Consider the following 25,665-nt stretch of genomic DNA (forward strand, 5'->3'; position numbering starts at 1 on the left):
AATCCATGCCGATGATATAGATATGCAATTCAAACTTACCCTTCGACCCACCGTAAGACAAACGCTCGTACCGTTCAACTACGCTTACCGACTTAGCGCGTTCATCTACGCCGTATTGGCCGAAGCCGACGCGAAGTATGCTACGTTTCTGCACAGCCAGGGCTACGAATATTCGCCTACACGTCGGTTCAAGCTCTTTACGTTCTCGGACCTGATCATCCCCAAAGCGCGGATCGATACAGCAGCAGGTGGCCTATGGGTGACCACACCCTACATTGAATGGATTGTTAGCTTCTATGTCGATAAAGCGGCCCAGCATTTCATCATGGGTTTGTTTCAGGATCAGCGGTGTGTAATTGCCACGCCCAGACACCGGGCAGAGTTCATTATTGAGCGGGTCGAGGCCATACCCGTAGAGATACCAGCAACGACCGTTCAACTCCGAACGCTCTCTCCGGTCGTGATTGCCGAAAAATCGGAGCGAGGAACCACAGGGCGGAGTATGGACCAGTATCTGCACCCGGCCGACGTACACTACGGACCGTTACTGATCGACAACCTACTGGCGAAGTGGAACAGCGTACCCAGAACCGTATCGGCCAGTGGCATAGCTGACGATGATTTTGCGACGTCGGCAGTGACGTATCGACTATTGCCGAATCGTGAACCTAAATCACGTTTGATAACGATTAAAGAAGATTCGCGAGCGGAGACGAAAGTACGGGGCTACTACGGCTTCACGTTTGAGTTAAGCGGCCCACCCGAATTGCTTGAACTGGCCGTACTGGCGGGTGTTGGTCGGTATAATGCGGAGGGATTTGGAGCAGTGGGGGTACTGTAATACCTACTTCTTGGAAGCCTGCTTCTTCGCCATAAATGCGTCCCAGTCAAAATTCTTTAAGACTGTATTTATGAGATAATCAGCCTTTGCTTTAGCACCTTCCTCCGCTGTGTCAAATTTGCGAGCCAAGGGATGATTCGTAGGGAGTTTATGATCAGTTTTTTTTATTACAGACGCCATGATGCCGTACTTTTTATCAATACTACAATCATTTTTGGGAAATTACAAAAGCCCGATAAAGTACTCCTTTTTGAAAGGGTTCATTTCCTGTCTCTGTAACCCCAGAGATTTCGAAACGTTTCTGAATCTCTGTCAGTTCACGTGCGATTACTACTTGATAAAGCCTGGTACGACTTGGTGTACTGCCAGTAATGAAGACAGATGCCTGTGGATGATTCTGAAAAAAAGTAATCAATGTCTGGATAACAGTGGCTAGAACATAATCGCGATCGCCGTTATCACTAATGATCTCAAAATCGGCTTTGCCTCCCACTTCAATATCTCCCAAGGCTAGATTATAAAGGTTGGGAAGTGGCAGTTTTTGATAAATAATGACTTTACGGATAACCCGTTGACCGATACTAACAAACTCGAAGCGAATAGCTCCATTATGAATAGTAAACTCGTAGAAGGGGTGGGTCATAAATCAACTCAGACAATGAAGAAAATCACATTTTTCTGTACGATTAAAAACTTCTTTAACCGGGTAGCAGGCGGGTTCGCATGTATATGTCAATTCCACAGCGGTTGATACCCTGATTGACCAACTAACAGTTTCTTGCGTTTGCCATAGAATTCAGGATCACCGCATTCGTCAATGAAAAGGTAGTTTTGGAATATAGCTTTGGATGGAAATGACTCAGCATGCCGGGTACGATTAGCAAGTATCAAAAAACTATATTATTTCAATTCCGAATGACAACTGAGCAACACAAAATAAATATATAAAAAAATTAATTTAAAATATTTACTTGTATTTAATATATAAATACAAGTATCAAAAAACAATATTCGGTTAAACTTTTACAAGTTGAGCATGGGACAGCAAATAGAGATAACCTCATTAATTCAACCAACAGGTGATCCTTTCGCTGATGTGGGTGGGTACGTCATCGAAACGCTTTGGGAAGACCCAAACCTGAAGGATAAGGACATTTTGGGATTGATTGAGTATGTAGCCAACATGTATATCAACCAATGGAATGCCAATCTTCACGCATTCTTTCTGAACTCGAAGATCACACAACCTGCTTTTGATAGTAAGCGTAAGCTAGCCGAGACAATGGTTTATTATCGGAGCATACTTAACGAGACGGCTCCGTCTCAGGTTGGTTATTGTCGTATTTCTGGTCGCAAAACGAACCTGTTTGCTGCTGGACGTGATAATCACATTCTCTCCGGGTCAAGTACGTTTATCAATTTTCATCATGGTTTTGAGAGTGGGCTATACTTATCAAAAGAGATAATAGTTCGGTTCTTTTTTGTACCGCTGGGTGTAATGCAGTTGGGTGATAAGATTGGACTTATAAGCAGTAATAATAACATTGTTGCTAAATACTATGTGCAACAACTGCTTACCGGACCCGATGGACACCTGACTACCCTTGGTCGGGGCTTAGCCAGTGGGGTTGCGCGTTCAGATTATGGGATTGTGGCTAATGCTCTTTTTGCCTTTGCTGATTCCTGTATCAAGAATATTAGAAAGGCTGTATTTGCGCGGTTTGATGAAAATGTGGTTGAAGTTCATGACACAACATTAAGCTTATACCACTTTACCAATTTTGGAGCAAAGCCAGAGGTGGTTATGTATCAGCTACCAGCTACAGTATTTGGCTTTTATGCACTTTGCCAAGCTATTTCTTACTCTGAATACTGGCGGCCGTTTGTAGCCGCTCATTACCGAAACTCAAAGTATAAGGATGCGAAATACAGCCAGGATTCTGATACGTGGGTATCAGCTAAAGAAGAACTTGCTTATGATTCATATAGTACATGGCGTAATGTCATTTTAGAGCGATTACTCAATGGCGAAACCCTAGCTCCTTATTTCAAGGAATGGATTCGAAAACACAAGTTTCCCTTTCAGATTGTTGAGAACTACCTTTTTTATGTGAAAAATATGGATAAACGAACCCTTCAAAAAATCAAAGATGTCGCGGGCTTCATAGTTAGTCGCGATGAGGATAGTATCAAAAAAGCTATACTCAGACTTAACCGGGCAAAGTACGTTCAGGAAGTACGGCAGTACCTGCTAAAACTGATTGACGACAATTATAAAACAAACCCTACAACGCCATTAATACGGCTTGAGGATGTGGAATATCTGTTTCCAGAAACGGTTAGCTGGCGAGAAATCCGGGATCTGTTGCTGATAGCGATTTATGAGAAACTGCACGATAATCACATGATTGTGCCGACTGAAATAGAAGAACAAGAAGTAGAAACCTCAGAAAACGAATAACAATGAACCTTAAAACCCAAGGATTTGTCCTACTGGACGTTGACGTTGTAGCTCTAAACAACGCTGGAAAAAGTAGCAGCAGTAATTTTGAAAATGCTGTCGCCACGAAAAAGATTACTAAAAATGGTCGTTCGCATACCTACGTGTCGGGCCAAGCCTGGCGGTATTGGTGGCGTGAAGCGTTGCAACGTAACGTAGGTTGGTCATTATCGCCAATTACTCGTGATAACAAAATCGCTTTTACGGAAGCTAATCCTTTTCTGTATGCTGACGACGATGTTTTCGGCTATATGAAAGCCGTCAAAGAAGAAGTCGTTGATGAAAAGGGCAAGACCAAAAAAGTCGATGCTACGGTAACTCGTGTTTCTCCGCTGAAAAACTCGGCAATTGTATCGGTAGGTTCTGCACGAACCGTAGAAAACTGGTCAAGTATGGCCCGTCAGGATGGTGATTCTGTGCCGTACAGCAAGGAGGAATACAGTGCTATCATGAAGGGAATGTTTTCGCTCGATTTAGCCCAGCTTGGTACGTTTGCGAACTACAACAAAACAGGGTTTAAGAATATTACGCAAAAGCTAAAGAATGAAGCACTTGAGCAAGGTGCAGTGGAAATCGATGACCCGTATGTTAAAGATGGTAAAGGCAATCCACAAAAACTGGTTCAGCTACCTAAAGATATACGTCTGCAACGGGCCAAAGATACTATTCAGGCACTGAAGACGATTTCAGGCGGAGCCATGCAGACAAACAACATGGGCGATGTGACGCCGAAGTTCATTGTGTTGGCGACGACAAGCAGTGGCAATCATCCGTTTTCGCATATCGTTACGAGCGAAGGTATTAATAATGATCGAGTTACCTTGAATCTAGAAGGGCTAAAAGAAGTTCTGAAAGATTATAAAGACCAATTTACTGGTACGGTTTTCATTGGCAAGCGAAGCGGATTTCTGAATGAGTATAACGATGAATTGAAAGAACTGCTCACGCTTGGGGAAGGCTATCCGACTGTTCATCTTGGAACAATCAACGAAACGATTGATGCGTATTGCGCTCAACTTGAAAACCAGCTACCCTGATGCAAGTTCATGTAGTGGACATAAGCAGTTGGACGGCAAGCTTTCGGTATCCTAATCTTATTAGTGGTGTTCAACCAACGCTGGAAGTACCGCCAGTTAGTACCGTATTGGGGTTGATTAATGCAGCCGCTGGACAGTATCTGAACCACCAGAAGCTTGAACTGGGCTATTATTTTCAGTTTGAGGCAAAAGCGTCTGATCTGGAAACGATCTACCAAATTGATAGTAGTAACGGCAGAGCTACAAACAATGCCAAGTCAAATATTATTCGGCGCGAGTTTTTGTATAACGCACGTTTGAAAATTTATCTGACAGACAAAACACTGGCTGATTTTTTCCGGCAACCGTATTATTCCTTAGTACTCGGGCGAATGAACGATTTAGCAACCGTCGACAGTGTGGCGACTATGGATTTGCCTGAAGTTGCGTATTCATCACGTATCGCTGGTCAGGTGGTGCCATTTAAGGAAAACCATTTAGCTGGCCAAATCCAGGCACTGCCCAAATACTTTACAGATACGTTTCCTCGGCAAAACGTGGGGACAGAGCCGTATTCAATCATTAGCTACCTCACACCAGTAAAGGGTAATCTTCCTGCTATTCATGATGAACAGGTGGGGAAACAAGGGATTGACATCTATATACATCAATTAGATTTCTCGGAATATGACTAAGCCTTATGATGAAATTCTAGCTAAGTCAGAACCCAAACTCACCTTACAGGAGCATATCGATGATTGCCTGCTGATTTGGGAAATATTACAAACGAATTTTCCACAAATCAGCAGGTTACGACTCTCGTATGATTTTTGGCGAGTGCTGCGTTTGGCTATTGTTTGCCACGACCTCGGAAAAGGTCATGTTGACTTTCAGAAAGTGCTACGTGGTGAATCTAATCAATGGCGTAAACAACGACATGAATTATTTTCCTTGCCATTTATTGAAGGACTTGACGAAGACAAACGCATTAAAGAGCTAATCCGATTGGTCGTTGCTGGGCATCATAAAGATTATGAACAACTTTGGCTGCGCTATATCTGTGATTTCTACCAGTCTGACGGGGGTGCTTTTGGATTACCAGGCGCTGACGGGCGTCTTGAATATGAAGATGAATTTCGTAGAAATGTACGCGACAAACTACTGATTAAGCTAGCTGATAATGAGTATGGAGTCAAGCTTGGCAAGTTCTCGATTCAGCACCCAGAACAGGTAATTTTGTCTTATCAAGGGCAAGTCAGTAAAATGAATACGACCAATCCGGGGTATTTTGATTTACTAATGTTGTTTGGTGGCCTAAAGCATTGTGACCATTTGGGCTCTGCCCGAGTTCGTGAACTTTTACATATTTCGGATGAGCAGTTTTGGTTTTTAGATCAGAAACGCATTGATCTACAGGTTAATGGCCGTGATTTTTATGATCATCAACTGGCTTGTGGTAACGTTTTAGGCAACCTTATTCTAACGTCACCTACAGGTTCTGGAAAAACAGAAAGTGCTATTATCTGGCTGCGTGAGCAGATGAAGCATTTTGGACAAGGACGGGTTTTCTATATCCTACCGTTTACTGCGTCCATAAATGCAATGTACGAGCGATTGGGTAAGGAAATGGGGCAACCTTACGTCGGGATGTTACATGGTAAGCTGAGCGATTACTTGTATGACTATTTCGATGATTTTCAATATTCACTCAGCCATAAAAAAGAGAAAATTGACGAACTGAGAGATAAGTTCAAGACGCTGGTTACGCCCGTAAAAGTGGTGACGCCGTTTCAGCTTCTAAAACACCTATTCGGTCTAAAAGGCTTTGAGCAGGGTTTATTTGAGATGGTGGGTAGCTATTTCATTTTTGATGAAATTCACGCTTACAGTCCTGATGTCTTTGCTCAGATTAAGGTGCTGCTTCAATACGCTGTGAACTGTTTGCATGTCAAGGTAATGATTATGACTGCAACCATGCCGACGTTTCTGAAAAAAGAATTGGAAGATGCTATTGGTAAGTTTACAGAGGTAAAGGCATCACCTAAATTGTATAGCCAATTCGTTCGTCATCGACTCCAATTACAGAACGGATTATTAACAAATAGCCTTGATCTGATTCGACAGACTTTGGCTGAAGGTAAAAAGGTGCTAGTCGTTTGTAACACCGTCAAAAATGCGCAGATGGTGTTCAATGAGCTAAATGAGCGAGTTGAAAACGCCGTATTTCTCCATAGCGCATTTAATGGAAGAGATAGGAATAGTTACGAATTAGAGTTAAAGCGTGGAGAAGAAAATGGATCAATCAAATTGTTGGTTGGTACGCAGGCCATTGAAGTAAGTTTAGACATTGATTATGATGTCATTTTCACCGAGCCCGCACCAATTGATGCACTGATACAGCGATTTGGTCGAGTAAATCGTAAGCGAGAAAAGGGGGTAAGTCCAGTAGTAGTTTTTCGGGAGTCCAACCCAACAGATCAGTACATTTATCCTGCTGAAACTATAACCTTAACGATCAAAGCCTTTGAGGAAATTAATGTGGAGAATGATGGCATAATCGACGAAGCGAAACTACAGTATTACATTGACTATGTTTATTCAGACTGGCAGCCTAAGCAGAAAGAACAGTTTGACTTGATCTACAACAGTTTGTTTGTTTCAGCAGAACGACTTGTTCCTATGTACCGCTCAAAGCTTGGAGAGGAGGATTTCTACAAGCAATTTGACGGAATCAAAGTATTGCCGGTTGTTCTTCAAGAAGCGTACATAGAGCGGTTAAGCCAATTCGATTTTATTGGTGCAGAAAGCCTTAAGGTGCAAATTCGTAAAAATAAGTTTGCTCAATTAATGCGAGAGAACGATCAAAATCTTCAAGCAAAGTCGTATAGTATAGAAAAGAAAGATGGGTCACTTCTCGAAATTAAGTATTTCATTCTAACCAAGAAATATGACTCAGAACTTGGGTTACTATATGACCAGCAGGAGGAATGGATAGATACATCGGGTTTCGATTTTTGACTCATGACTATCACCGGCACGTATATTAAATACTATAAAGTCTGTCACCGGAAGTTATGGTTGTTTCATCACAAGATTGAGATGGAGCATACCTCGGAACTGGTGGCCGAAGGGTCGTTTATCGGTGGGAAGTCATACCCGCAACGCGCTGAGCGATACCGCGAAATTCTGCTGGATGGTTCCCGAATTGATTTCTACGACCCAGTGGATAAAGTCGTGCATGAGATCAAAAAGTCGGACAAGCTCGAGCATTCGCATGTGGCGCAGGTGCAGTTCTATTTGTATCTGCTCCGGCGAAATGGCGTGCAAGGGGCCACCGGCCTGATCGAGTATCCGAAACTACGTCAGACACAGCCCGTCCGGCTGGACGACGAAGACGTACCAAGGGTAGAAGCCTGGGTACAGGACATCGAACGTATAGTGGATTCCGAACAATGCCCGGATCGGATCGCGAAAAGCAAATGCCGGTCGTGTAGTTATTTCGATTTTTGTTATGCCGAAGAATCGGATGCATGAGTGGACTTCCGCTTGTAGCGGGTATCTTTCGTTCACGTTTCGCTCTGTTCAGACGGTACAATTTCACTTTCACATGTACACTTATGAAATATCCACGTCAATTATCGGCAGGAGCTAACAATGCGGTCATTGCCTTATCCGAAACCGAGGTGGGGAAACTGTTTACAGGCGATACACGATCGGACATTGGGTCGGAAGCCGAGAAAATGAAATTTGCCAATTCGGTCAATGATCTGGTCGCCAGGTTTGTTCGTCTGGACTATAATGAAGCGTTACAAGCTGAAATGTTGGTGATGGAGCGGATTCGTCCGATTGACTACAGAGCCTATGAAATTGAGCGCCGAGAATTATGGTACGACGTATTTGCTGATGAACTGGCTCAACTGCATCAGGCAGGCTTTGTGCATCGGGATTTGAAGCGTCCGTCTGACCTTGATGGTTTGGCATTCGATAATATCCTGCTCACCGAACAGGGCTTACGGCTGATCGATGTTGGGATTTCAGCTTTACGGACACAGGTGGGCGACCGTATTTTTGAAAAATACCTCGAAATCGAGCGGGAGGAACTGGCTACGTTTCGCGATTATTTTTTGAATCGATGATCCCTATAGAAGCGTTATGAAACAGACTAAATACCTGATGAATCCGGGGCGACTGAGCCGACAGGACAACACCCTTAAGTTTACCCCTGTGGACGAGGAGGGCAACGAAGGCCAGCCCCGATTTTTGCCGGTCGAGCAGGTGTCTGACCTGTATATATTCGGGAGTTTAGATGCCAATTCGGCTCTGTATAATTTTCTGGGTAAGGAAGGTATTGCCGTCCACTTCTTCGATTACTACGAGCACTATACCGGTTCGTTTATGCCCCGCGAGTACCTGCTGGCGGGCAAGATGCAGGTAGAGCAAACGAAGCACTATGTATCGACCAAAAAACGCATGGTCATTGCCCAGGCGTTTGTAGAGGGAGCTGCCTGCAACATTCTGCGGGTATTGAAATACTACGATAATCGGAGCGCCGACCGTCGAAAAGCTAACTGCCTGCCCGAATCCATCGCGACCATCGAGCAGTTATTGGCGTCGGTGCCCACTGCGCCAGATGTTCCCACGCTGATGGGCATTGAGGGCAATATCCGCCAAACCTACTATAGCTGTTTCGACGCGATTCTGGGTGAGACCTTCTGTATGGACGGTCGTAGCAAACGGCCTCCGCAGAATGAACTGAATGCCATGATCTCGCTGGGGAATATGCTTTGTTACACGGCCTGTCTGAGCATGATCTATCATACACAACTGAACCCGACCATCAGTTTCCTGCATGAGCCGGGGGCGCGTCGATACTCGCTGGCGCTGGACATGGCCGAGATCTTCAAACCGATTCTGGTCGACCGACTCATTTTTCGGATGGTGAACAAGCGGCAGCTACAACCGTCGGATTTTCGAATGGAAGTGGGCGGCTGTTTGATGAAAGAGGGCGCACGCAAGCGGTTTTTGCAGGAGTTCGATGCCTCGTTGAAGGAAACCATCAAACATCGATCGCTGGGACGCAGTGTCAGCTACAAACACCTGATCAAACTGGAATGCTATAAATTACAAAAGCATCTACTCGGCATCGATGCCTACAAACCCTTCAAAGCCTGGTGGTAGCCTTATAAAGAGCGAAAGAGTGAGCGAAAGTGCGAAAGGCTGACGCGAAAATTTCACTCTTTCGCTCATTCACTCTTTCGCTCTTTAATTATGTATGTAATTTTAGTTTACGACATGGGGCAGAAGCGCGTTGGGAAGATGCTCAAGCTCTGTCGGCGTTATTTGAACTGGATTCAGAATTCAGTATTTGAAGGGGAACTGACGGAGGTGCAGTTGAAAGAGCTATTGTATGAGGCAAGGCGCATTATGAACGAAGAAGAGGACAGTCTGATTCTGTTTAAAAACCGGGACCAGAAGTGGCTCGACAAGCAAATTGTAGGGGTAGAACGGCAATCGACAGACGATTTTCTGTAGTGCTTCGTATCGTCGATCCCGCCAAAGCGTTCTTTGACATGCTGGTATTTATAGGCTAAATTGGGGATAATTGGAGCTAATTGGTTGATTTATAGGTGTCGTCGATCGCGGGCTATTTTCCTACTATTGCTGATAGACGATAATTATCTTCCAATCGAGCGGATAAAAAGTGGTATAGGGCGAAGGAAAGCCCTTTTTTTAGTCGTAATTTCACGGCTTCTAATCGTACCTGAGTGGAATTGAAATATGGAGTTTAGGCCCTCCTCGGATTTGATCAGCTCGTCTTCTAATCGTACCTGAGTGGAATTGAAATGCGGGGTAACGGGTGGTAAGCCCGGCACCTACTGGCTTCTAATCGTACCTGAGTGGAATTGAAATTGATATATCGAATTTACTTGAAGCATTTCGGGGTGTACTTCTAATCGTACCTGAGTGGAATTGAAATTTTTTTAGCCCGTTCGGGAATCCGTGGGCCTTTTCTTCTAATCGTACCTGAGTGGAATTGAAATACTTCAGCAGGGCTATGTGTTCTGGTTCTGGAAAACTTCTAATCGTACCTGAGTGGAATTGAAATCCTGGCTAGCTGGACCCGCTTCATTTCTAAGGAGACTTCTAATCGTACCTGAGTGGAATTGAAATGTTGTCCCAAAAGTCAGTGACCATCATACGAAGGGCCTTCTAATCGTACCTGAGTGGAATTGAAATGGCCTGTAGGCAGACGGATTAGGGGCCTGCTTTTGACTTCTAATCGTACCTGAGTGGAATTGAAATGCAACGGTCAACAAAATTGGCGTTCCGTCTTTAGGCTTCTAATCGTACCTGAGTGGAATTGAAATTTGACGTTGATTTTTGTGTAGTATTCGCCTAGCTCGCTTCTAATCGTACCTGAGTGGAATTGAAATAGAGTATAAACTGAGGGCCGGGTGCGTTGCGCCATTCTTCTAATCGTACCTGAGTGGAATTGAAATACGAAGTGATGCGACTCATACCTGATGCTGTAGACTTCTAATCGTACCTGAGTGGAATTGAAATGTGTGGCACTGACGACAGGGCACAATAATACGTTACTTCTAATCGTACCTGAGTGGAATTGAAATACGTTGCCAATAAAGTGCTGTTTGTTACGCGGGGCTTCTAATCGTACCTGAGTGGAATTGAAATAAGGAATGGTTTACCGAGTCGAGCGGTTGGGCGAGGTCTTCTAATCGTACCTGAGTGGAATTGAAATGCGCATTTTTTGGGCAAAGTTTGCCCTGACGCTATTCTTCTAATCGTACCTGAGTGGAATTGAAATAGGGCAAATGCGAACTATATTTATAAAGGTGTCGGCCTTCTAATCGTACCTGAGTGGAATTGAAATTAGGGTGTAGTATCGACAGGTTCCTTAATAAGAAGGCTTCTAATCGTACCTGAGTGGAATTGAAATACAAAAAAGAAGAGATAGAGAAGAAGATGCTAGGTCCTTCTAATCGTACCTGAGTGGAATTGAAATGATAAAGCTACAGAGTGAATCAACCTGGCGTTCTGACTTCTAATCGTACCTGAGTGGAATTGAAATGTCAGGTAGTACTCGTCTCCCTGTGGGTCGATCTCTCTTCTAATCGTACCTGAGTGGAATTGAAATTAAATGTGTGGTTTAAGCATCGCTCTATCGGATAGACTTCTAATCGTACCTGAGTGGAATTGAAATAGGTAAGGCCCGGCAGGGCTTTGGCAACAAACTCGTCTTCTAATCGTACCTGAGTGGAATTGAAATCCAAATCCCTGACGCTGCCGCCTACGTTGCTAAAGTCTTCTAATCGTACCTGAGTGGAATTGAAATATGGGTGGGGGAAGAAAATATTTGACAAGCCAATGACTTCTAATCGTACCTGAGTGGAATTGAAATAGGGGTTCGGCTACAAGCCACTGACTTCTGATCACCTTCTAATCGTACCTGAGTGGAATTGAAATGTTCCGGCTGATTGAACAGTACCTCAAAGCCGAAAACTTCTAATCGTACCTGAGTGGAATTGAAATGGTAAGGGTTGGGTATATATGGGGCAAACAGCCTACCCTTCTAATCGTACCTGAGTGGAATTGAAATAAAGTTGGTGAGCAGATAAAGTGGGCATTCTATGACTTCTAATCGTACCTGAGTGGAATTGAAATACCGTCGAAAATGTGCGTGTACCCCAGCGAATCGGTCTTCTAATCGTACCTGAGTGGAATTGAAATTCTACGTAGAGCGTTATCACCGTGTACCCTTCGCCTTCTAATCGTACCTGAGTGGAATTGAAATGATTTAAACGTTGAATGGGACGGACCGGAAGGCGAAGCTTCTAATCGTACCTGAGTGGAATTGAAATATTCCCGGTAAGTTTTCAGACTATGGGGAACCAACCTTCTAATCGTACCTGAGTGGAATTGAAATAAGAGGATACATGGGCCTATGCAGCGCGCTTTAACCTTCTAATCGTACCTGAGTGGAATTGAAATGCTGTTTCTAGAAATCACCGATATACGCGTCGAACGCTTCTAATCGTACCTGAGTGGAATTGAAATGTAGTGCGGTGCCGTGATGTAGGCAAAAAACTCCTCTTCTAATCGTACCTGAGTGGAATTGAAATTTGGGACAGCGGACGTATACAAACTTGTTTTGCGCCTTCTAATCGTACCTGAGTGGAATTGAAATACTCCCGATTGGTCATAGTTTTCTGGGCAGGTTTGCTTCTAATCGTACCTGAGTGGAATTGAAATAAAGCCGATAAGTCCAGTAAACGCGGTTGTTAGGTCCTTCTAATCGTACCTGAGTGGAATTGAAATTCTGCATCAGCATTCCCCTCGCCATCAACCGGAATCTTCTAATCGTACCTGAGTGGAATTGAAATTAAAGCAGGCTCTCAGAACCGGGGTAAGATCAATGCTTCTAATCGTACCTGAGTGGAATTGAAATATTTGAAGTAGAGGAAGGCTTAACTTATGCCGACGACTTCTAATCGTACCTGAGTGGAATTGAAATCTTGGTAGCGGGCACCAGATTCAGCAAAAACCGCTGCCTTCTAATCGTACCTGAGTGGAATTGAAATTACAGACCCAAACGGACAGCCTGTATGGACTCTATACTTCTAATCGTACCTGAGTGGAATTGAAATTTGGTATGCAGTGTCCGGTTAGGTAATTCAAGTAGCCTTCTAATCGTACCTGAGTGGGATTGAAATAGGGATTTGCCATTTATGATCACCTGACCGGACTCCTTCTAATCGTACCTGAGTGGAATTGAAATAGTGTATTTGTTAAGTCCATTACGTTTGTTTCAGGTCTTCTAATCGTACCTGAGTGGAATTGAAATACAGCCGCGAACTATTGGTATCACGATGGTAACGGTCTTCTAATCGTACCTGAGTGGAATTGAAATTTGGCATAGGGGCCATCGTTGGCCGCAGCGTGTTCGACTTCTAATCGTACCTGAGTGGAATTGAAATTTGATCTGATTGCTATTGTTAGCTGCCGCCAACAGACTTCTAATCGTACCTGAGTGGAATTGAAATATATGAGCCAGGGTGACCACTATATCGGACTCTCCCCTTCTAATCGTACCTGAGTGGAATTGAAATCTATCCAATGGCCCAGGGTAGCATTGGCAGTTGTCCTTCTAATCGTACCTGAGTGGAATTGAAATTTACAGCGGGTTTTGCCCGTATTGGTCCACTGAGCTAATCGTACCTAAGTGGAATTGACCTCTGAATCTAGGGGCGGTAGTAGTCGCTTATAGGCCTGATACATTCTGGCTATAAGTTGGCTGAAGGCAATCAACGATGAGGGCGGATATAGGAATGAGTGGTGGTAGTCAATGAGCTACTACGTTGTAAACTAAGCTTCTATTAAGAAAATACCGTAAAAGCGGGGAATTGCGTACATTTAAACCAAACACGTATTCTAACGACCATGAACCCCATCCGAAAAGAAGACATTAAACAGGAGGTATTTGATCTTTACGACGATTATGCCCATAGCCGCATCGATCGGCGCGATTTTGTCCAGAAATTATCAGCCTATGCTGTAGGTGGCCTTACCGTTTCGTCATTGATGAGTTTTTTGATGCCCGATTACAAAGGCGCTATTCAAATTAAGGCTGATGACCCACGCCTGACGTCAGAATTCGTGAATTATCCGTCGCCTAAAGGGGGAGGTACAATCAAAGCGCTGCTGTCGAAACCCGCTGGTACGAAGGGGAAGTTGGGGGGAATTGTGGTTGTGCACGAAAACCGGGGGTTAAATCCGCATATCGAAGATGTGGCCCGTCGGGCGGCATTGGCTGGATTTGTTACGTTGGCTCCCGATGCGCTGTCGCCCCTGGGTGGTTATCCCGGTAGCGACGATAAAGGACGTGAGCTGCAAAGTAAGCGTAACCGGGACGAGATGCTGGAAGATTTTATAGCCGCTGCGGACTATTTAAAGACCAATCCGAACTGCAACGGCAAAGTGGGTGTGGTAGGGTTTTGTTTCGGAGGCTGGATTTCCAACATGATGGCCGTGCGTATACCTGATCTGGCGGCTGCTGTTCCGTTTTATGGTGGTCAGCCCCCTGTTGACGATGTACCTAAAATAAAAGCGCCCTTGTTGTTACACTACGGTGAGTTAGATAAAGGCGTTAATGCTGGCTGGCCAGCCTATGAAGCTGCACTGAAGGAGAATAAGAAAGACTACACGGCCTATATTTATCCAAATGCCAATCATGGCTTCCATAACGACACAACCCCTCGATACGACAAAGCGGCCGCTGAGCTTGCCTGGCAGCGAACCATCGATTTCTTCAAGAGCAAACTGGCATAAATAGCCTCATCCGTGACTATGCGTAAGCCTTAGATAAGCCGTTGAATGAACGTGGGGTTTCTAAGGTGATGAGCCAGGAACGTCACGTTCATTTTCGGCATCTATCGTGCTGACCAGTTCAGGCAATGCCGCAATGAATCGGGTTGTTTTCCCCGCAAAATCCAGAACTGGGGGCGCTGGACAATTAATATGCCCTTCAGTACAGTAATCAGGCTCTTTGTTTTAACGGCCAGATCATACATGTGATTGATAATTTGGTTAGGGCTTCGGGTATGCGTACTGATCGTAAATGTGCCAAACGGTTCGGCTGATCCATGGGTCGCTTTTCTAAATCGGTAGGCTAACGCCTTAATGGTGGGCTAGTAGCTCGTTGTTTACATGAAAAACAAGGCCGTTAGCTGTTCGCTGTTTTTTGATCGGAGGGTGCGCCCGTCGTGTAGTGGCAGAAGACCCGATCAACTTTCCCAGCGGCATTTAGCCGAAATACTTCACAAGCCAGTCGGTTCTGAACGGAGGTGTAATAAATCGTTAAGGTGTCGATGCCAACAAACACGTTGTGCAGGCTGAAATGTAAATCGGGGTACGTGTCCAGCCCGATCTGAAAATAGCGTTCCAGATCACGTTTGCTGGTAATACAGCCTGAGTCGTTGACGTTCAGGAGTGGAATAAAAGGTGAATAAAATTCCAGTTCGTCGGCATAATGCTCCAGAATGGCGGTCAGGTCGTGTGCGTTGAAAGCGCTGAGCCATTCATCAGCAAATCGAGTTGCTAGTTGTTGCGTCATGGTGTTTTCCTGGCTTTAGTTAGGTCTCTGAACCTGGCTGCTCCGGCTTCAGAAATTCATCGGTAAAATGTTCGCGGTGTTTGGGCTTTGCGAATTTATCGGTATTAAACTGCCGGGATTCTCCTTTGGGTATGGAGAGCGATACCCAATCAGTGTCCATCATTTTCCCGATAAAAACGATTTGCCCGATATGATACGGATAATGGGCCAGTTGCCGGTTGATGGCTTCCAGAACCGAATGGCCCTGATTGCGGATATAGATGATTTGGGCCAGATCATCTTCCTGCAATGTTCTGAGCGTTCCTAACAGCACGGACCAGCCTTCCTGCCATTTTTGAATCACATCATCTCGGGATTGAAGATCATTGGCAAATTCCCCATCGCGGTCACGCCATTCTTTTTCGCCATCGGTGGTCAGGAAATCCGTCCAGCGGCTCAACATATTCCCCCACAGGTGCTTGATTATCGTAGCAATGCTGTTGCTTTCGGCGTTATACTGCCGGAAAAGCGCTTCATCGGGAAGCTGAGCCAGCGTTTTGTCACCCAATAGTTTATAGTACTCAAACTGACTGATCACACTTTTCAGATAATCCTTTTGCATGGGGTAGCTTGGTTTATGGACAAAATCGGCGCTGATTCTGACAAAGGTAATGAGCGCTTATCGGACCGCCTGATCGATGACATCGACGACGGCATCGATTTCCTCCTGCGTATTGAAATAGTGAGGTGACAACCGAATGAGCCAGTCTATGCCTTTTCGCTGGAAATCGATCAGGGCGGCAGCGGCATATTGTACGGTAAAAATTACGCGCTCACGTCTGAGTGAAGCATCCAGCGCAGCCAGCGATTGGCGGGTGGTATGAAAGGTCAGGAGGTTGCTTTGTCGGGCGCCCCGGTCCAATAGAGTCAGCCCATCGATTTGTTGCAAGCTCGTTCGGAGTCGGTGCATCAACTGTTGGTTCTGCTGGCTAATGGCGTCCAGGCCTACTTCGTTGGCGTACCGAACGGATTCGGCCAGCCCGACGCTAAGGAGCGAAATTTCCTGGGGTTCAAATCGGCGGGCACCTGTCTGTAAGGTGTAGGCATCCGGCGCCGTCCAGCTAGCTGCCCGACGGTCGATGAGGAGCGGAGCCAATCCGGCCTCCAGTACGCGATCAGAAACGTACAGAAACCCCGTATTACGTGGTCCACGTAAAAACTTACGGCCCGTTGCGATCAGAAAATCGGGCTGGATCTGAGTGACATCGAGCGGCAATTGCCCCACCGACTGAGCCGCATCGAGTAGGTACCAGACGCCGTATTGCCGACATAGTCTGCCTACTTCTTCGGCTGGCAGCACCAGACCTGAGTTGGTTGGAATGTGTGTAATAGCTACCAGGGCGGGTCGATGCGTGCGGATCAACTCATCCAGATGCGTCAGGTCGAGGTCACCGTTGGGCAGATCATTGATTCGCAACAATCGGATGCCTAATCGTTGTTGCATGGATAGAAACGCCAATTGGTTAGACACGTAATCGTTCGTGGTCGTCAGAATCGTATCGCCGGCTCGAAAGGGTATGGCCGACAAAACCTGAAAGCCCGCATCGGTGGCACTGTAGGCATAGGCTATGTTGCCCGGTTTGGTATTCAGCAGCCGGGCGGTTTCGTCATAAAATCGGGCAATCTGGGTACTACGTAACCGTTCGACTTCATAACCGCCCAACTGTGTTTCTTGCTGGAGATACTCCATCATGGCTTTCACAACGGGTTCTGGCATTAAAGAGGCCCCGGCGCTATTCATAAAAAGATGGTCCTTACAGCCGGGCGTATCGGCCCGCAATCGGGTGAGATCTGGAAAAGAAGTTGTCTGAATTTGCATGGGGCAAAAAACGGAATCCAGACTGTACGGAAACAGATACACTTTATTGATTCCTGGATCGTACAGATGGCTTTATTAATTGTTAGGTGAACCAGAGGAACTGTACGGATCACTTTCGTGAAATCTGTATGGTAATCCGTACAGATGGGTACGCTACTTTTGTTGTGTAAACCTCTTTCGCAATCAGTAACCGGCTATGAATGGATCGATGCCCAAGTATCAGCAGGTCGCTCGTCAGTTGGGCGATAAGTTGCGGCTGGGGGTGTTAACTGAGGGGGATAAACTGCCTTCGGTTCGGATGCTTAGTCAGGAACTGGGCGTTAGCATCAACACTGTACAGCAAGCCTACTATTGTCTGGAGGCAGAAGGCTTAGTGGAGGCTCGCCCTCAGTCGGGTTACTATGCTCGGACACTGATTGATCGGATGGACACTGTGCCGCACCGATCGGAGCCGCAGGCAATGGCCCATCAGACGAGCCTGTCCGATCAGGAGTCGGTATTACGGAGACGGGTGCGGCAGCAGCAAGAGCCGGGCTGGCTTCCGTTGTCGCTGGGTGTACCCGCCCCCGAATTGTTGCCCGTAAAGAAGTTGTCGAAGGCGCTCCAGCAGGCTCAGCGCGAACTGCCGCATGGGGGTATTGAATACGAGCAGATGACCGGGAACCAGGCATTGCGCCGACAAATTGCCCGCTATGCCCTATTCTGGGGTAGTCAATTGACCGACGAGGAAATTATTACAACCGAAGGCTGTACGGCAGCCCTAACCCTGTGTCTGAAAACCGTTACCCGGCCGGGCGATACCGTTGCGGTCGAAAGCCCTGTCTATTTCGGCATTCTTCAAACCATCCTGTCGCTGGGACTGAAGGTGCTCGAACTACCGACCGATCCGCTGACGGGGGTTGACCTGGATGTACTGGAAAGGCATCTGCAAGTAGGACAGGTGCAGGCCTGTTTGCTGGTGCCCAGCTTTAGCAATCCGCTCGGCTGCTGTATGCCAGCCACACACAAACAACGACTGGTACGGCTGATGGAGCGCTACCAGATTCCACTCATTGAAGATGACCTGTATGGCGACCTGCATTTTGCTCCTGACCGGCCATTGCCCTGTAAAGCTTTCGACCGGCAAGGGCTGGTTTTATGGTGTGGGTCCTTTAGCAAAACACTGGCTCCTGGCTATCGGGTAGGGTGGGTAGCTCCGGGACGTTACTATGAGGCCCTGTTTCAGATAAAGCGGTATCAAGGTGGTTTTTCGCCAGGACTAACGCAACAGGCAGTGGCTAATTTCCTGGCCAATGATCGCTATGAACTGCACCTGCGCCGACTTCGGCAGCGGCTAAAAGGTAATTGCCAGCGTTATCAACAGACCATTCGTACCTACTTCCCGGAGGGCACACGCATCAGCGAGCCGCAGGGTGGATTTACCTTATGGGTCGAGGTAGATGCCCGGATTAATACACTAGCTCTGGCCGATCAGCTAGCGGTATATAAAATCAGTATTCTTCCCGGTAGTGTATTCAGCCTCCAGCCACAGTATGGCAACTGTATGCGGCTAAGTTACGGTATGCCTTTTAATGAGCGTGTTGCCTGGGGGCTGCAAACCATCGGACAACTTATTCACCAGCAACTGGCAGTATGAATCAATGGGCCTCTAAACAACGCTCGTCAGGACGCTGGGCCGGATAGCTGGCTTTTATAGTACCTCTTTGTTTCAACGTTTATCGCTACCTCGTCTGTTGACTATGAATTCTTCGCAAAACCCCTGGAATGCTGATCTCTACCAGCAAAAACACGCCTTTGTCTTTCACTATGGAACCGATGTGCTCCGTTTACTGGAACCGCAACCCGGCGAGCAAATTCTGGACCTGGGTTGTGGCACGGGTGAACTGACGGCTCAGATCGCTCAACATGGTGCAGATGTTACAGGGGTCGATGCCTCCGCTTCGATGGTCGAAAAAGCCCGTCAATCATTCCCGCATCTTCGCTTTCAACAGGCGGATGCGCGGCAGTGGGTTGCAGACCAACCCTTCGACGCGGTTTTTAGCAATGCTACCCTCCACTGGATTTCTGAAACTGAACAACCGAAGGTCTTAAGCAATGTGTTTGCCGCGCTTAAACCGGGTGGGCGTTTTGTGGCAGAGATGGGTGGGCAGGGCAACGTGCAGCGCATCCTGACCGCGTTTACAACTGCTCTGGCTGCGTTAGGTATACATGAACCCGCCAGTCCGAACTACTTTCCGAGTTTAGGGCAGTATGCAACGATGTTGGAAACAGCTGGTTTCTCCATTGCATTTATGCAGTATTTCGACCGCAATACGCCCCTGGCTGACCCTGAAACCGGAATAAGTGACTGGCTGGCCATGTTTCGGGGGATATGTTGAACTCGCTTTCTGCCAGCGATCGACAACGCGTTTTATCGACCGTAAACGACCAGCTTCGATCGACCAATTATGGCAATGGGCACTGGTTCGCTGATTATAAACGTCTACGTTTTGTGGCTATTAAACCGTCTTCTACTCATCCCTCATGAACAACCCCATCTACATTATTGGCGCTGGCGCCATTGGTATGACCTTAGCCGTGTTGCTGAAGCAGGCTGGTAAAAACGTCACGCTGATACGCGGTCGGCAAGGGAGCCCGGCAGAAACGGACGAAGCAAGCATTACAGTTGACTGCATTGACAGCATTAGCCTATCGGCCACAGTACCTGTTCGTTCTCTGGAAGAAATAAAGACGTTGAATGGACCTGTGTTGCTGACCAGTAAATCGTTCGGTAACCGGGGGCTGGCCCAGCGACTGACCGGAAAAATGGGCCAGTCCCCCCTTGTTTTGCTTCAAAATGGGTTGGATGTCGAAGAACCGTTTTTAGAGGCTGGTTTTCCCCGACTCTATCGGTGCGTGTTACTGGCAACCAGCCAGGTGCAGGCTCCCTATGTGGTTCGCTACAAGCCCGTAGCTGCTTCTCCCATTGGTATCGTTCGAGGTCTTGAATCGGAGCTGGCAGAGCTGGTGAAGAATCTTTCGACCACCCAGTTTCCATTTCGTACAGAAGCTGACATCCAGCAGGCTATCTGGGAGAAAGTCATTACCAATTGTGTTTTCAATGCTATTTGTCCACTGCTTGACGTCGATAACGGAATTTTTCATCGGAATGCATCGGCATTGACTCTGGCGCGTGAGGTTATCGATGAGTGCCTGGCCGTGGCAAAAAAAGTAGGTGTCGTGCTGAATCGGGCGGAAGTAGAGCAACGGCTGTTGCAAATCAGTCAACGATCGGAAGGACAACTGATTTCGACCCTGGTCGATATTAACCAGGGTCGCGAAACCGAAATTGATTCATTGAACCTGGCCGTAGCTCGTCTGGCCGATCGGCTGGGCCAGCCTGCTCTGGCGAATAAAACCCGGCTTCTGGGTGAGCTGACTCGGTTGAAAGCTGAAAAGAGCCTTACACTCTAGCCAACGATCGGAGCTGTAAGTATGATTCAGACAATCAATCCGTATTTTCCCTGATGCCTGCTTGGGCCAGACAATGAACATAACGATCAGTAGCCCTGTAAATCCAGGTCGGTGGTGTCAATTTGCTCTACCCGTTTTCCCATCTTCTTCTGAATGATTTTAAAATGGTGCTCGTCGTCGGGTGTGATGAGCGAAATGGCTTTTCCGGTTGCTTCGGCGCGACCTGTCCGGCCAATGCGGTGAACATAATCTTTGGGCGACCGTGGCAGATCGAAGTTGATTACGTACGGTAGTAGTTGAATATCGATGCCACGTGCCAACAGATCTGTGGCTACCATCACCTGCAACTTACCAGCCTTGAATTTGTGGAGTACATCGGTACGGACCTGCTGCCCTTTCTGGCCGTGGATAGCAGCCGCCTGAATGCCATTTTTTGCCAATTTAACGACCAGATTGTCGGCCGTTCGGGTCGACGAAGCAAAGACCAGCACCTGTTGCATCTGTTCGGTTTTGATCAAATAGCGCAGCAACGGGCCTTTGCGGGTTGGGTCAACTTTGTAGGCAACCTGCTCGATTAGTTCGAGGTTGGTGGCTTCTTCGACCACTTCAATTTTTACGGGTGTGCGCAGAAGGCTTTGATTGATCTCGTCAATGGCATCACCCAGTGTTGCGGAGAACAGAATCGTCTGTCGGTTTTTGGGCAACCGATCAAACAGTTGGTTCATTTCATCGGCAAAGCCCAGGGCAAGCATCTTATCGGCTTCATCGAGAACCAGGATCTCAACGTCTGATAGGCGCAGGGCATTCTGGTCGAGCAAATCCAGCAACCGGCCTGGTGTAGCCACAATAATATCGGCTCCATGTACGGCCTGCATCTGCGGATTAATGGATACGCCACCATATACGGCTACCGTTTTTACTTTCGGGAACAGATGCGCGCCCAGTTGTTGAAATACATCAGCTACCTGACTCGCTAGTTCGCGGGTTGGTACCAGCACGAGCACGCTGGCATAGCGACTACCAACGGTTTTTGTTCGGTGAAATAACTCCAGAATTGGCAGAACAAAACTGGCCGTTTTACCCGACCCTGTTTTAGCGATGCCCAGAATATCCTTTCCACGCAGAATGGGCGGAATAGCATCCCGCTGAATGGGGTAGGGGCGTGTGTACTGATGCTCCTCCACGGCTTTCAGCAGGGGTTCCGATAGCCCAAGTGAGGCAAAGGTGACCTTACTTTTTTCCGCTTCGCTTAATGGGTCGACCATATTTTTCTCGTTTTTCGGCCGCATAATCGCGCCGGACATTTACTTTTTTATTCTTGGCTAGTTTTTCGTGGAAAGCAGGGCCCACATCCTCACGTTTAGGGACTTTTACCTCAACGGCTCTCATGTGTACTTTAGGCCGTTCAGCGTCTGTCAGCTCATCGGAAATAACCAGATCATCGGGAGAAGGGAGTACCGGAATGGTATAGTTCATCAAGGCTTCAACGGCTTCCCGTCGTTCGTCGTCAGTAGGTGCCAGGAAGGTTATGGCAATGCCTTGCTGATCGGCCCGACCCGTTCGGCCAATCCGATGGATATAGACTTCCGGTACGTCAGGCATGTCGAAATTGACTACGTGCGAAACCTGGGTAACGTCGATACCCCGGGCAACAATATCGGTAGCGATTAGCACCCGTGTACTGCCCGACTTAAATTTCTCAACGGCTTCGAATCGATGATTTTGCGCTTTACCAGCGTGAATAATGCCAATCTGCGCTGGAAATGTGGGGGCAAGTTCTTCCTCCAGTTGATCAGCTAACTGTCGGGTAGCCGCAAAGACAAGCACCTTAGTCATATTCGCATCCTGATGCAGCAACAACTTTAGCAAATTTACTTTGGTGTAGAAGTTGGGAACGGCATACGCCGTCTGGACAATGTTTTCGAGGGGTGTACCCATCGGTGCCGCTTCTACCCGAACGGGGTTATTGAAGAACGTATTAATCAGTTGCTCGACATCGGGTGTAAGAGTAGCCGAAAACAGCAGATTCTGGCGTTTTGGTGGTAGCAGGTCGAGAATGGTTTTTAGTTGCGTCCGAAATCCAAGGTCCAGCATTTCATCGACCTCATCGATAACTAGTTTTTTTACTGCCTTGGTCTTTAAAATACCATTCGATAGTAAATCGACCAGACGGCCGGGGGTAGCCACCAATACATCCAAACCCTGCTGAACCTGAGCGATTTGGGGCTTCATATTAACACCGCCGTAAACACCTACAGCTACCAGATTCAGGTAGGTTGTCAATTGCGTTACGGTTTCCAGCACCTGCACGACCAATTCGCGTGTAGGTACCAGAACGATCAGTTGAGGAAGTTTTTCCTTCGAGAACTGAAGCTGACGCAGACAAGGCAGCAAATACGCCAGCGTTTTGCCCGTTCCGGTCTGGGCCAGTCCGCAAACATCCCTTCCCGACATAACGACCGAAAACACGTTTTGCTGGATGGTTGTCGGTGTCGTGTATCCGAGATCGTTCAGCGCATTCAGGAGCGGTTTGTTCAGATTCAGTTCATCAAACGTCATAGTCTTTTTGCATCTACTAATCAACGAAGGTAGGGCTAATTGACTAATTAGGTTTAAAGGCTGTCCTGAAAAGCGATAAAATACCCGGCCCAACGAAGGCCGGGTACGTAGAGCAGGCTAGTATAAAAACAGTCTGAATGAGTTGCAGAAGCTGTTTGCTGAGAAGCCCGAATGGCATCGCCCCCTATTGATTCAATAGTTTTTTCTTCTGGTCATCAAACTCTTTCTGCGTGAGCGCGCCAGCGTCAAGCAGTTGTTTTAGCTTGAGTAATTCATCGGCCACACTGACTGAACCGGCTGATTTAGGTCTGGCACCAGCCGATGAAGCGATTTCACCTTCGGCAATGGCGTTTTCCAGTTCAATGTAGTAACGTGTCAGGGTGCCCACCCCAACGACGACTCCCATGCTGAACCCCTGTTTGCGCGTACCGCTCTGCACCAGCTCTTTAACAATGCCTCGTTTACCGGCGTAATCGGATGTTAGGTGGGTACGCACCAATTGACCATTGACATATTTGCCACCCACGCCACCAGCATTATCGTAAATGAAGGCAAATGCTTTAGTGGGCATGGTGCCTCTACCAAACGTCAGTGTATCGCCCAGCTTAACGACCCAACCCGCCACCGAGGTTTGATAGCCACTTTGTAAGCGATTGTCGCTGACTCGTTCATTCTTTATTTCATCGGCCGTTACTGGACCGGTTTGCGAAAACCCAACCAATGGGTTAACAAGTGCGGTGACAAACAGGCCTGCCGCTATACCTTTTAGAATTACCTTCACTCCAGATTGAGTTGTAAATGTGTGAAAAATAGTAAAATTGATGTATGTATGATTGAGTGTGCGTAAATATAAATAAACCATACTGATTGCCGTTAAACTCAGTTAGTGGTTTTGTGGGTGACAATCCATTCAGAAGTCTGCCCTACCCCCCTCTTCTCTTCCCCAAGTCGACCATTGCCCCATCAAACGGCAGTAATTGGCATGTACATTTCTCAAGTCATCACTGAATATCGGGCCTTCAGAGTCTTCAGACATGCGCTTTTTCAATCTGATAACGGCCAACTTATCGACCATCGCTTCTAATGAATGTTACACGAATCGGCTCCGCCGGATTTGCCACCAATGTTCAGCCTTCTGCTTCGGTCGCCTTTCCCGACGCTGGCTTTTATTCAGCCATACTACTAGTCGATTGCTTCTTTACAGCCGATTTCCTGCTTCAAATCTACCTTAGCTGTAGAAGGTTCGGGCTGTTCTAATGGTTCGATATAGGAACCCGCTTTTAGTTCAGATAATAGGAGGGAAATTACCGCTTCTGCGTCTTTTAATCGAGCTGCAATTGTAGCTCCTTTTATGACGACTCGTTTGCGTACCAGCTTCTCTCTTTGCTCCGACCAGATGCTGTAATCGACAACCCATTGTTTTGTTAAATTATTGTCGATTGGTTTCGATAAAAAGGGTTCTTTATAGGGATAATTCTTCGGTTTTTTAGGATGTACTAAACCCTGTTTGATAAGCAATAGTTTCTGCCGTTTTTTTTGCCATTAGAACTCCCGCTACAACAAAAAACGCCCAAATCAAGCTGATTTGAGCGTTTTTTGAAGTGACCACGGGGAGACTCGAACTCCCATGCCGTGAAGCACCACCCCCTCAAGATGGCGTGTCTACCAGTTTCACCACGTGGCCGATTCGGTTATCGAGGTGCAAATATAGCGTTTTAAGGTTTTTCTGCAAAAGACGCCCGGAAATCTTTTGCTTTTTTCCTTGCGGCAGGGGAAAAACCGACGAAAATTTCGTACTTTTATCTTTCTAAATTAACAGATTAAAGCCCATATAGCATGGCACTTGAATTAGTCGGAAAGCTTGTAAAAGTATTACCCGAAGTTACGGGTCAGGGTCGGAATGGAGCCTGGAATAAACAGGAGTTTGTTATTGAAACACTGGATAGTCAATATCCTAAGAAAGTATGTATGACCGCCTGGGGTGAAAAAGCGAATGACCTGAAGCAGTTTGCCGAAGGCGATACACTGAAAGCCACCTTTAGCGCCGAGTCTCGCGAGTACAACGATCGCTGGTATACGGAACTGCGTGCGTTCCGAATCGAACTGACCGATGGCGATAGTGCGCCGGCTGCACCTGCAAAACCTGCTACGATGCAGCAACCACAAGCTCGTTCAGCACAGCCGGCTCAATCGTCGGCTATGTCGTTCAACGCAGCCTTTGATGAAGAAAGCAACGACCTTCCATTTTAACGACATCAAACGAAGAAGGGTAAGAACAGGAGAATGGATGTACCGTTTTCTCTTGTT

The 25,665-nt window shown here is 46.8% G+C and carries 22 protein-coding genes, 1 tRNA gene and 1 CRISPR repeat array; of the genes, 14 read left to right on the top strand and 9 right to left on the bottom strand.

What is annotated here, in order from left to right:
• Positions 1-22 precede the first annotated feature (22 nt).
• Positions 23-841 (top strand): CRISPR-associated endoribonuclease Cas6, encoded by an 819-nt coding sequence (gene cas6 / locus B5M13_RS10065; RefSeq protein ID WP_080055554.1) that lies wholly within the window; start codon positions 23-25, stop codon positions 839-841.
• Between the two features lie 208 nt (positions 842-1,049).
• On the opposite strand, the gene B5M13_RS10070 is transcribed toward cas6, so the two are convergent.
• Positions 1,050-1,484 carry a DUF6934 family protein gene (locus B5M13_RS10070; RefSeq protein ID WP_080055555.1) on the bottom strand — a complete coding sequence of 145 codons (435 nt, stop codon included), beginning with the start codon at positions 1,482-1,484 and terminating at the stop codon, positions 1,050-1,052.
• A 393-nt stretch (positions 1,485-1,877) separates the two neighbouring features.
• Between B5M13_RS10070 and cas8a1 the strand changes: the two genes are divergently transcribed.
• The 9 genes from cas8a1 (at position 1,878) to B5M13_RS10115 (ending at position 14,704) form a co-directional block, all read left to right on the top strand.
• Positions 1,878-3,302 carry a type I-B CRISPR-associated protein Cas8b1/Cst1 gene (cas8a1, locus tag B5M13_RS10075; protein WP_080055556.1) on the top strand — a complete coding sequence of 475 codons (1,425 nt, stop codon included), beginning with the start codon at positions 1,878-1,880 and terminating at the stop codon, positions 3,300-3,302.
• 2 nt (positions 3,303-3,304) lie between these two features.
• Complete coding sequence (gene cas7i / locus B5M13_RS10080) at positions 3,305-4,378, top strand: type I-B CRISPR-associated protein Cas7/Cst2/DevR (protein WP_080055557.1); 1,074 nt, start codon at positions 3,305-3,307, stop codon at positions 4,376-4,378.
• The gene (gene cas5b, locus B5M13_RS10085) at positions 4,378-5,052 is read left to right on the top strand and encodes a type I-B CRISPR-associated protein Cas5b (RefSeq protein WP_080055558.1); all 675 of its coding nucleotides are present in this window, start codon (positions 4,378-4,380) and stop codon (positions 5,050-5,052) included. Before cas7i ends, cas5b begins: the two co-directional genes overlap by 1 nt.
• The gene (locus tag B5M13_RS10090; RefSeq protein ID WP_080055559.1) at positions 5,045-7,375 is read left to right on the top strand and encodes a CRISPR-associated helicase/endonuclease Cas3; all 2,331 of its coding nucleotides are present in this window, start codon (positions 5,045-5,047) and stop codon (positions 7,373-7,375) included. The genes cas5b and B5M13_RS10090 overlap by 8 nt, the downstream gene beginning before the upstream one ends.
• A gap of 3 nt (positions 7,376-7,378) precedes the next feature.
• Positions 7,379-7,891, top strand: coding sequence for a CRISPR-associated protein Cas4 (gene cas4, locus B5M13_RS10095; protein WP_080055560.1), 513 nt, complete (start codon positions 7,379-7,381; stop codon positions 7,889-7,891).
• Positions 7,892-7,974: 83 nt separating this feature from the next.
• Positions 7,975-8,493, top strand: a complete 519-nt coding sequence (locus tag B5M13_RS10100; RefSeq protein ID WP_080055561.1) for a hypothetical protein — start codon at positions 7,975-7,977, stop codon at positions 8,491-8,493.
• Positions 8,494-8,509: 16 nt separating this feature from the next.
• A complete protein-coding gene (gene cas1b / locus B5M13_RS10105) occupies positions 8,510-9,535 on the top strand; it encodes a type I-B CRISPR-associated endonuclease Cas1b (RefSeq protein WP_080055562.1) in 1,026 nt (341 codons plus the stop codon).
• A gap of 90 nt (positions 9,536-9,625) precedes the next feature.
• Complete coding sequence (cas2, locus tag B5M13_RS10110; RefSeq protein WP_080055563.1) at positions 9,626-9,889, top strand: CRISPR-associated endonuclease Cas2; 264 nt, start codon at positions 9,626-9,628, stop codon at positions 9,887-9,889.
• Between the two features lie 216 nt (positions 9,890-10,105).
• A CRISPR array of direct repeats spans positions 10,106-13,611; the repeat unit is 30 nt; unit sequence CTTCTAATCGTACCTGAGTGGAATTGAAAT.
• A 205-nt stretch (positions 13,612-13,816) separates the two neighbouring features.
• A complete protein-coding gene (locus B5M13_RS10115) occupies positions 13,817-14,704 on the top strand; it encodes a dienelactone hydrolase family protein (RefSeq protein WP_080055564.1) in 888 nt (295 codons plus the stop codon).
• 394 nt (positions 14,705-15,098) lie between these two features.
• Here B5M13_RS10115 and B5M13_RS10120 read toward each other — a convergent pair whose 3' ends face one another.
• Genes B5M13_RS10120 through B5M13_RS10130 form a run of 3 tightly spaced genes read right to left on the bottom strand, consistent with a single transcriptional unit; the run spans position 15,099 to position 17,346 of the window.
• Complete coding sequence (locus tag B5M13_RS10120; RefSeq protein ID WP_080055565.1) at positions 15,099-15,488, bottom strand: nuclear transport factor 2 family protein; 390 nt, start codon at positions 15,486-15,488, stop codon at positions 15,099-15,101.
• A gap of 19 nt (positions 15,489-15,507) precedes the next feature.
• Positions 15,508-16,089, bottom strand: coding sequence for a DUF1572 family protein (locus tag B5M13_RS10125; RefSeq protein ID WP_080055566.1), 582 nt, complete (start codon positions 16,087-16,089; stop codon positions 15,508-15,510).
• A gap of 57 nt (positions 16,090-16,146) precedes the next feature.
• Positions 16,147-17,346 carry an aminotransferase class V-fold PLP-dependent enzyme gene (locus B5M13_RS10130; RefSeq protein WP_080059871.1) on the bottom strand — a complete coding sequence of 400 codons (1,200 nt, stop codon included), beginning with the start codon at positions 17,344-17,346 and terminating at the stop codon, positions 16,147-16,149.
• Between the two features lie 196 nt (positions 17,347-17,542).
• Between B5M13_RS10130 and B5M13_RS10135 the strand changes: the two genes are divergently transcribed.
• The 3 genes from B5M13_RS10135 (at position 17,543) to B5M13_RS10145 (ending at position 20,799) form a co-directional block, all read left to right on the top strand.
• A complete protein-coding gene (locus B5M13_RS10135; RefSeq protein WP_080055567.1) occupies positions 17,543-18,982 on the top strand; it encodes an aminotransferase-like domain-containing protein in 1,440 nt (479 codons plus the stop codon).
• A gap of 103 nt (positions 18,983-19,085) precedes the next feature.
• Positions 19,086-19,724: a class I SAM-dependent methyltransferase gene (locus B5M13_RS10140; RefSeq protein WP_245859916.1), complete on the top strand. Its 639-nt coding sequence runs from the start codon at positions 19,086-19,088 to the stop codon at positions 19,722-19,724.
• A 145-nt stretch (positions 19,725-19,869) separates the two neighbouring features.
• Positions 19,870-20,799 (top strand): ketopantoate reductase family protein, encoded by a 930-nt coding sequence (locus tag B5M13_RS10145; protein ID WP_080055568.1) that lies wholly within the window; start codon positions 19,870-19,872, stop codon positions 20,797-20,799.
• A gap of 86 nt (positions 20,800-20,885) precedes the next feature.
• Here the strand turns inward: B5M13_RS10145 and B5M13_RS10150 are convergent, their stop codons facing one another.
• The 5 genes from B5M13_RS10150 to B5M13_RS10170 form a co-directional block, all read right to left on the bottom strand.
• Entirely contained in the window at positions 20,886-22,064 is a 1,179-nt protein-coding gene (locus tag B5M13_RS10150) for a DEAD/DEAH box helicase (RefSeq protein WP_080055569.1), read from the bottom strand.
• Entirely contained in the window at positions 22,030-23,358 is a 1,329-nt protein-coding gene (locus B5M13_RS10155) for a DEAD/DEAH box helicase (protein WP_080055570.1), read from the bottom strand. Before B5M13_RS10155 ends, B5M13_RS10150 begins: the two co-directional genes overlap by 35 nt.
• Before the next feature lie 184 nt (positions 23,359-23,542).
• The gene (locus B5M13_RS10160; protein WP_218919488.1) at positions 23,543-24,139 is read right to left on the bottom strand and encodes an SHOCT domain-containing protein; all 597 of its coding nucleotides are present in this window, start codon (positions 24,137-24,139) and stop codon (positions 23,543-23,545) included.
• 401 nt (positions 24,140-24,540) lie between these two features.
• Entirely contained in the window at positions 24,541-24,876 is a 336-nt protein-coding gene (locus B5M13_RS10165) for a hypothetical protein (protein ID WP_080055572.1), read from the bottom strand.
• An 84-nt stretch (positions 24,877-24,960) separates the two neighbouring features.
• Positions 24,961-25,042 (bottom strand) — tRNA-Leu (locus B5M13_RS10170).
• Between the two features lie 152 nt (positions 25,043-25,194).
• Here B5M13_RS10170 and B5M13_RS10175 point away from each other — a divergent pair.
• A complete protein-coding gene (locus B5M13_RS10175) occupies positions 25,195-25,608 on the top strand; it encodes a DUF3127 domain-containing protein (RefSeq protein WP_080055573.1) in 414 nt (137 codons plus the stop codon).
• The last annotated feature ends 57 nt before the right edge of the window (positions 25,609-25,665 follow it).

The sequence above is a fragment of the Spirosoma aerolatum genome, assembly GCF_002056795.1.
GTDB classification, from domain to species: domain Bacteria; phylum Bacteroidota; class Bacteroidia; order Cytophagales; family Spirosomataceae; genus Spirosoma; species Spirosoma aerolatum.

Excerpts from the sequence above, each read along its gene's own strand:
- cas6 (WP_080055554.1), top strand. The coding sequence starts at position 23 with ATGCAATTCAAACTTACCCTTCGACCCACCGTAAGACAAACGCTCGTA.
- B5M13_RS10070 (WP_080055555.1), bottom strand. The coding sequence starts at position 1,484 with ATGACCCACCCCTTCTACGAGTTTACTATTCATAATGGAGCTATTCGC.
- cas8a1 (WP_080055556.1), top strand. The coding sequence starts at position 1,878 with ATGGGACAGCAAATAGAGATAACCTCATTAATTCAACCAACAGGTGAT.
- cas7i (WP_080055557.1), top strand. The coding sequence starts at position 3,305 with ATGAACCTTAAAACCCAAGGATTTGTCCTACTGGACGTTGACGTTGTA.
- cas5b (WP_080055558.1), top strand. The coding sequence starts at position 4,378 with ATGCAAGTTCATGTAGTGGACATAAGCAGTTGGACGGCAAGCTTTCGG.
- B5M13_RS10090 (WP_080055559.1), top strand. The coding sequence starts at position 5,045 with ATGACTAAGCCTTATGATGAAATTCTAGCTAAGTCAGAACCCAAACTC.
- cas4 (WP_080055560.1), top strand. The coding sequence starts at position 7,379 with ATGACTATCACCGGCACGTATATTAAATACTATAAAGTCTGTCACCGG.
- B5M13_RS10100 (WP_080055561.1), top strand. The coding sequence starts at position 7,975 with ATGAAATATCCACGTCAATTATCGGCAGGAGCTAACAATGCGGTCATT.
- cas1b (WP_080055562.1), top strand. The coding sequence starts at position 8,510 with ATGAAACAGACTAAATACCTGATGAATCCGGGGCGACTGAGCCGACAG.
- cas2 (WP_080055563.1), top strand. The coding sequence starts at position 9,626 with ATGTATGTAATTTTAGTTTACGACATGGGGCAGAAGCGCGTTGGGAAG.
- B5M13_RS10115 (WP_080055564.1), top strand. The coding sequence starts at position 13,817 with ATGAACCCCATCCGAAAAGAAGACATTAAACAGGAGGTATTTGATCTT.
- B5M13_RS10120 (WP_080055565.1), bottom strand. The coding sequence starts at position 15,488 with ATGACGCAACAACTAGCAACTCGATTTGCTGATGAATGGCTCAGCGCT.
- B5M13_RS10125 (WP_080055566.1), bottom strand. The coding sequence starts at position 16,089 with ATGCAAAAGGATTATCTGAAAAGTGTGATCAGTCAGTTTGAGTACTAT.
- B5M13_RS10130 (WP_080059871.1), bottom strand. The coding sequence starts at position 17,346 with ATGCAAATTCAGACAACTTCTTTTCCAGATCTCACCCGATTGCGGGCC.
- B5M13_RS10135 (WP_080055567.1), top strand. The coding sequence starts at position 17,543 with ATGAATGGATCGATGCCCAAGTATCAGCAGGTCGCTCGTCAGTTGGGC.
- B5M13_RS10140 (WP_245859916.1), top strand. The coding sequence starts at position 19,086 with ATGAATTCTTCGCAAAACCCCTGGAATGCTGATCTCTACCAGCAAAAA.
- B5M13_RS10145 (WP_080055568.1), top strand. The coding sequence starts at position 19,870 with ATGAACAACCCCATCTACATTATTGGCGCTGGCGCCATTGGTATGACC.
- B5M13_RS10150 (WP_080055569.1), bottom strand. The coding sequence starts at position 22,064 with ATGGTCGACCCATTAAGCGAAGCGGAAAAAAGTAAGGTCACCTTTGCC.
- B5M13_RS10155 (WP_080055570.1), bottom strand. The coding sequence starts at position 23,358 with ATGACGTTTGATGAACTGAATCTGAACAAACCGCTCCTGAATGCGCTG.
- B5M13_RS10175 (WP_080055573.1), top strand. The coding sequence starts at position 25,195 with ATGGCACTTGAATTAGTCGGAAAGCTTGTAAAAGTATTACCCGAAGTT.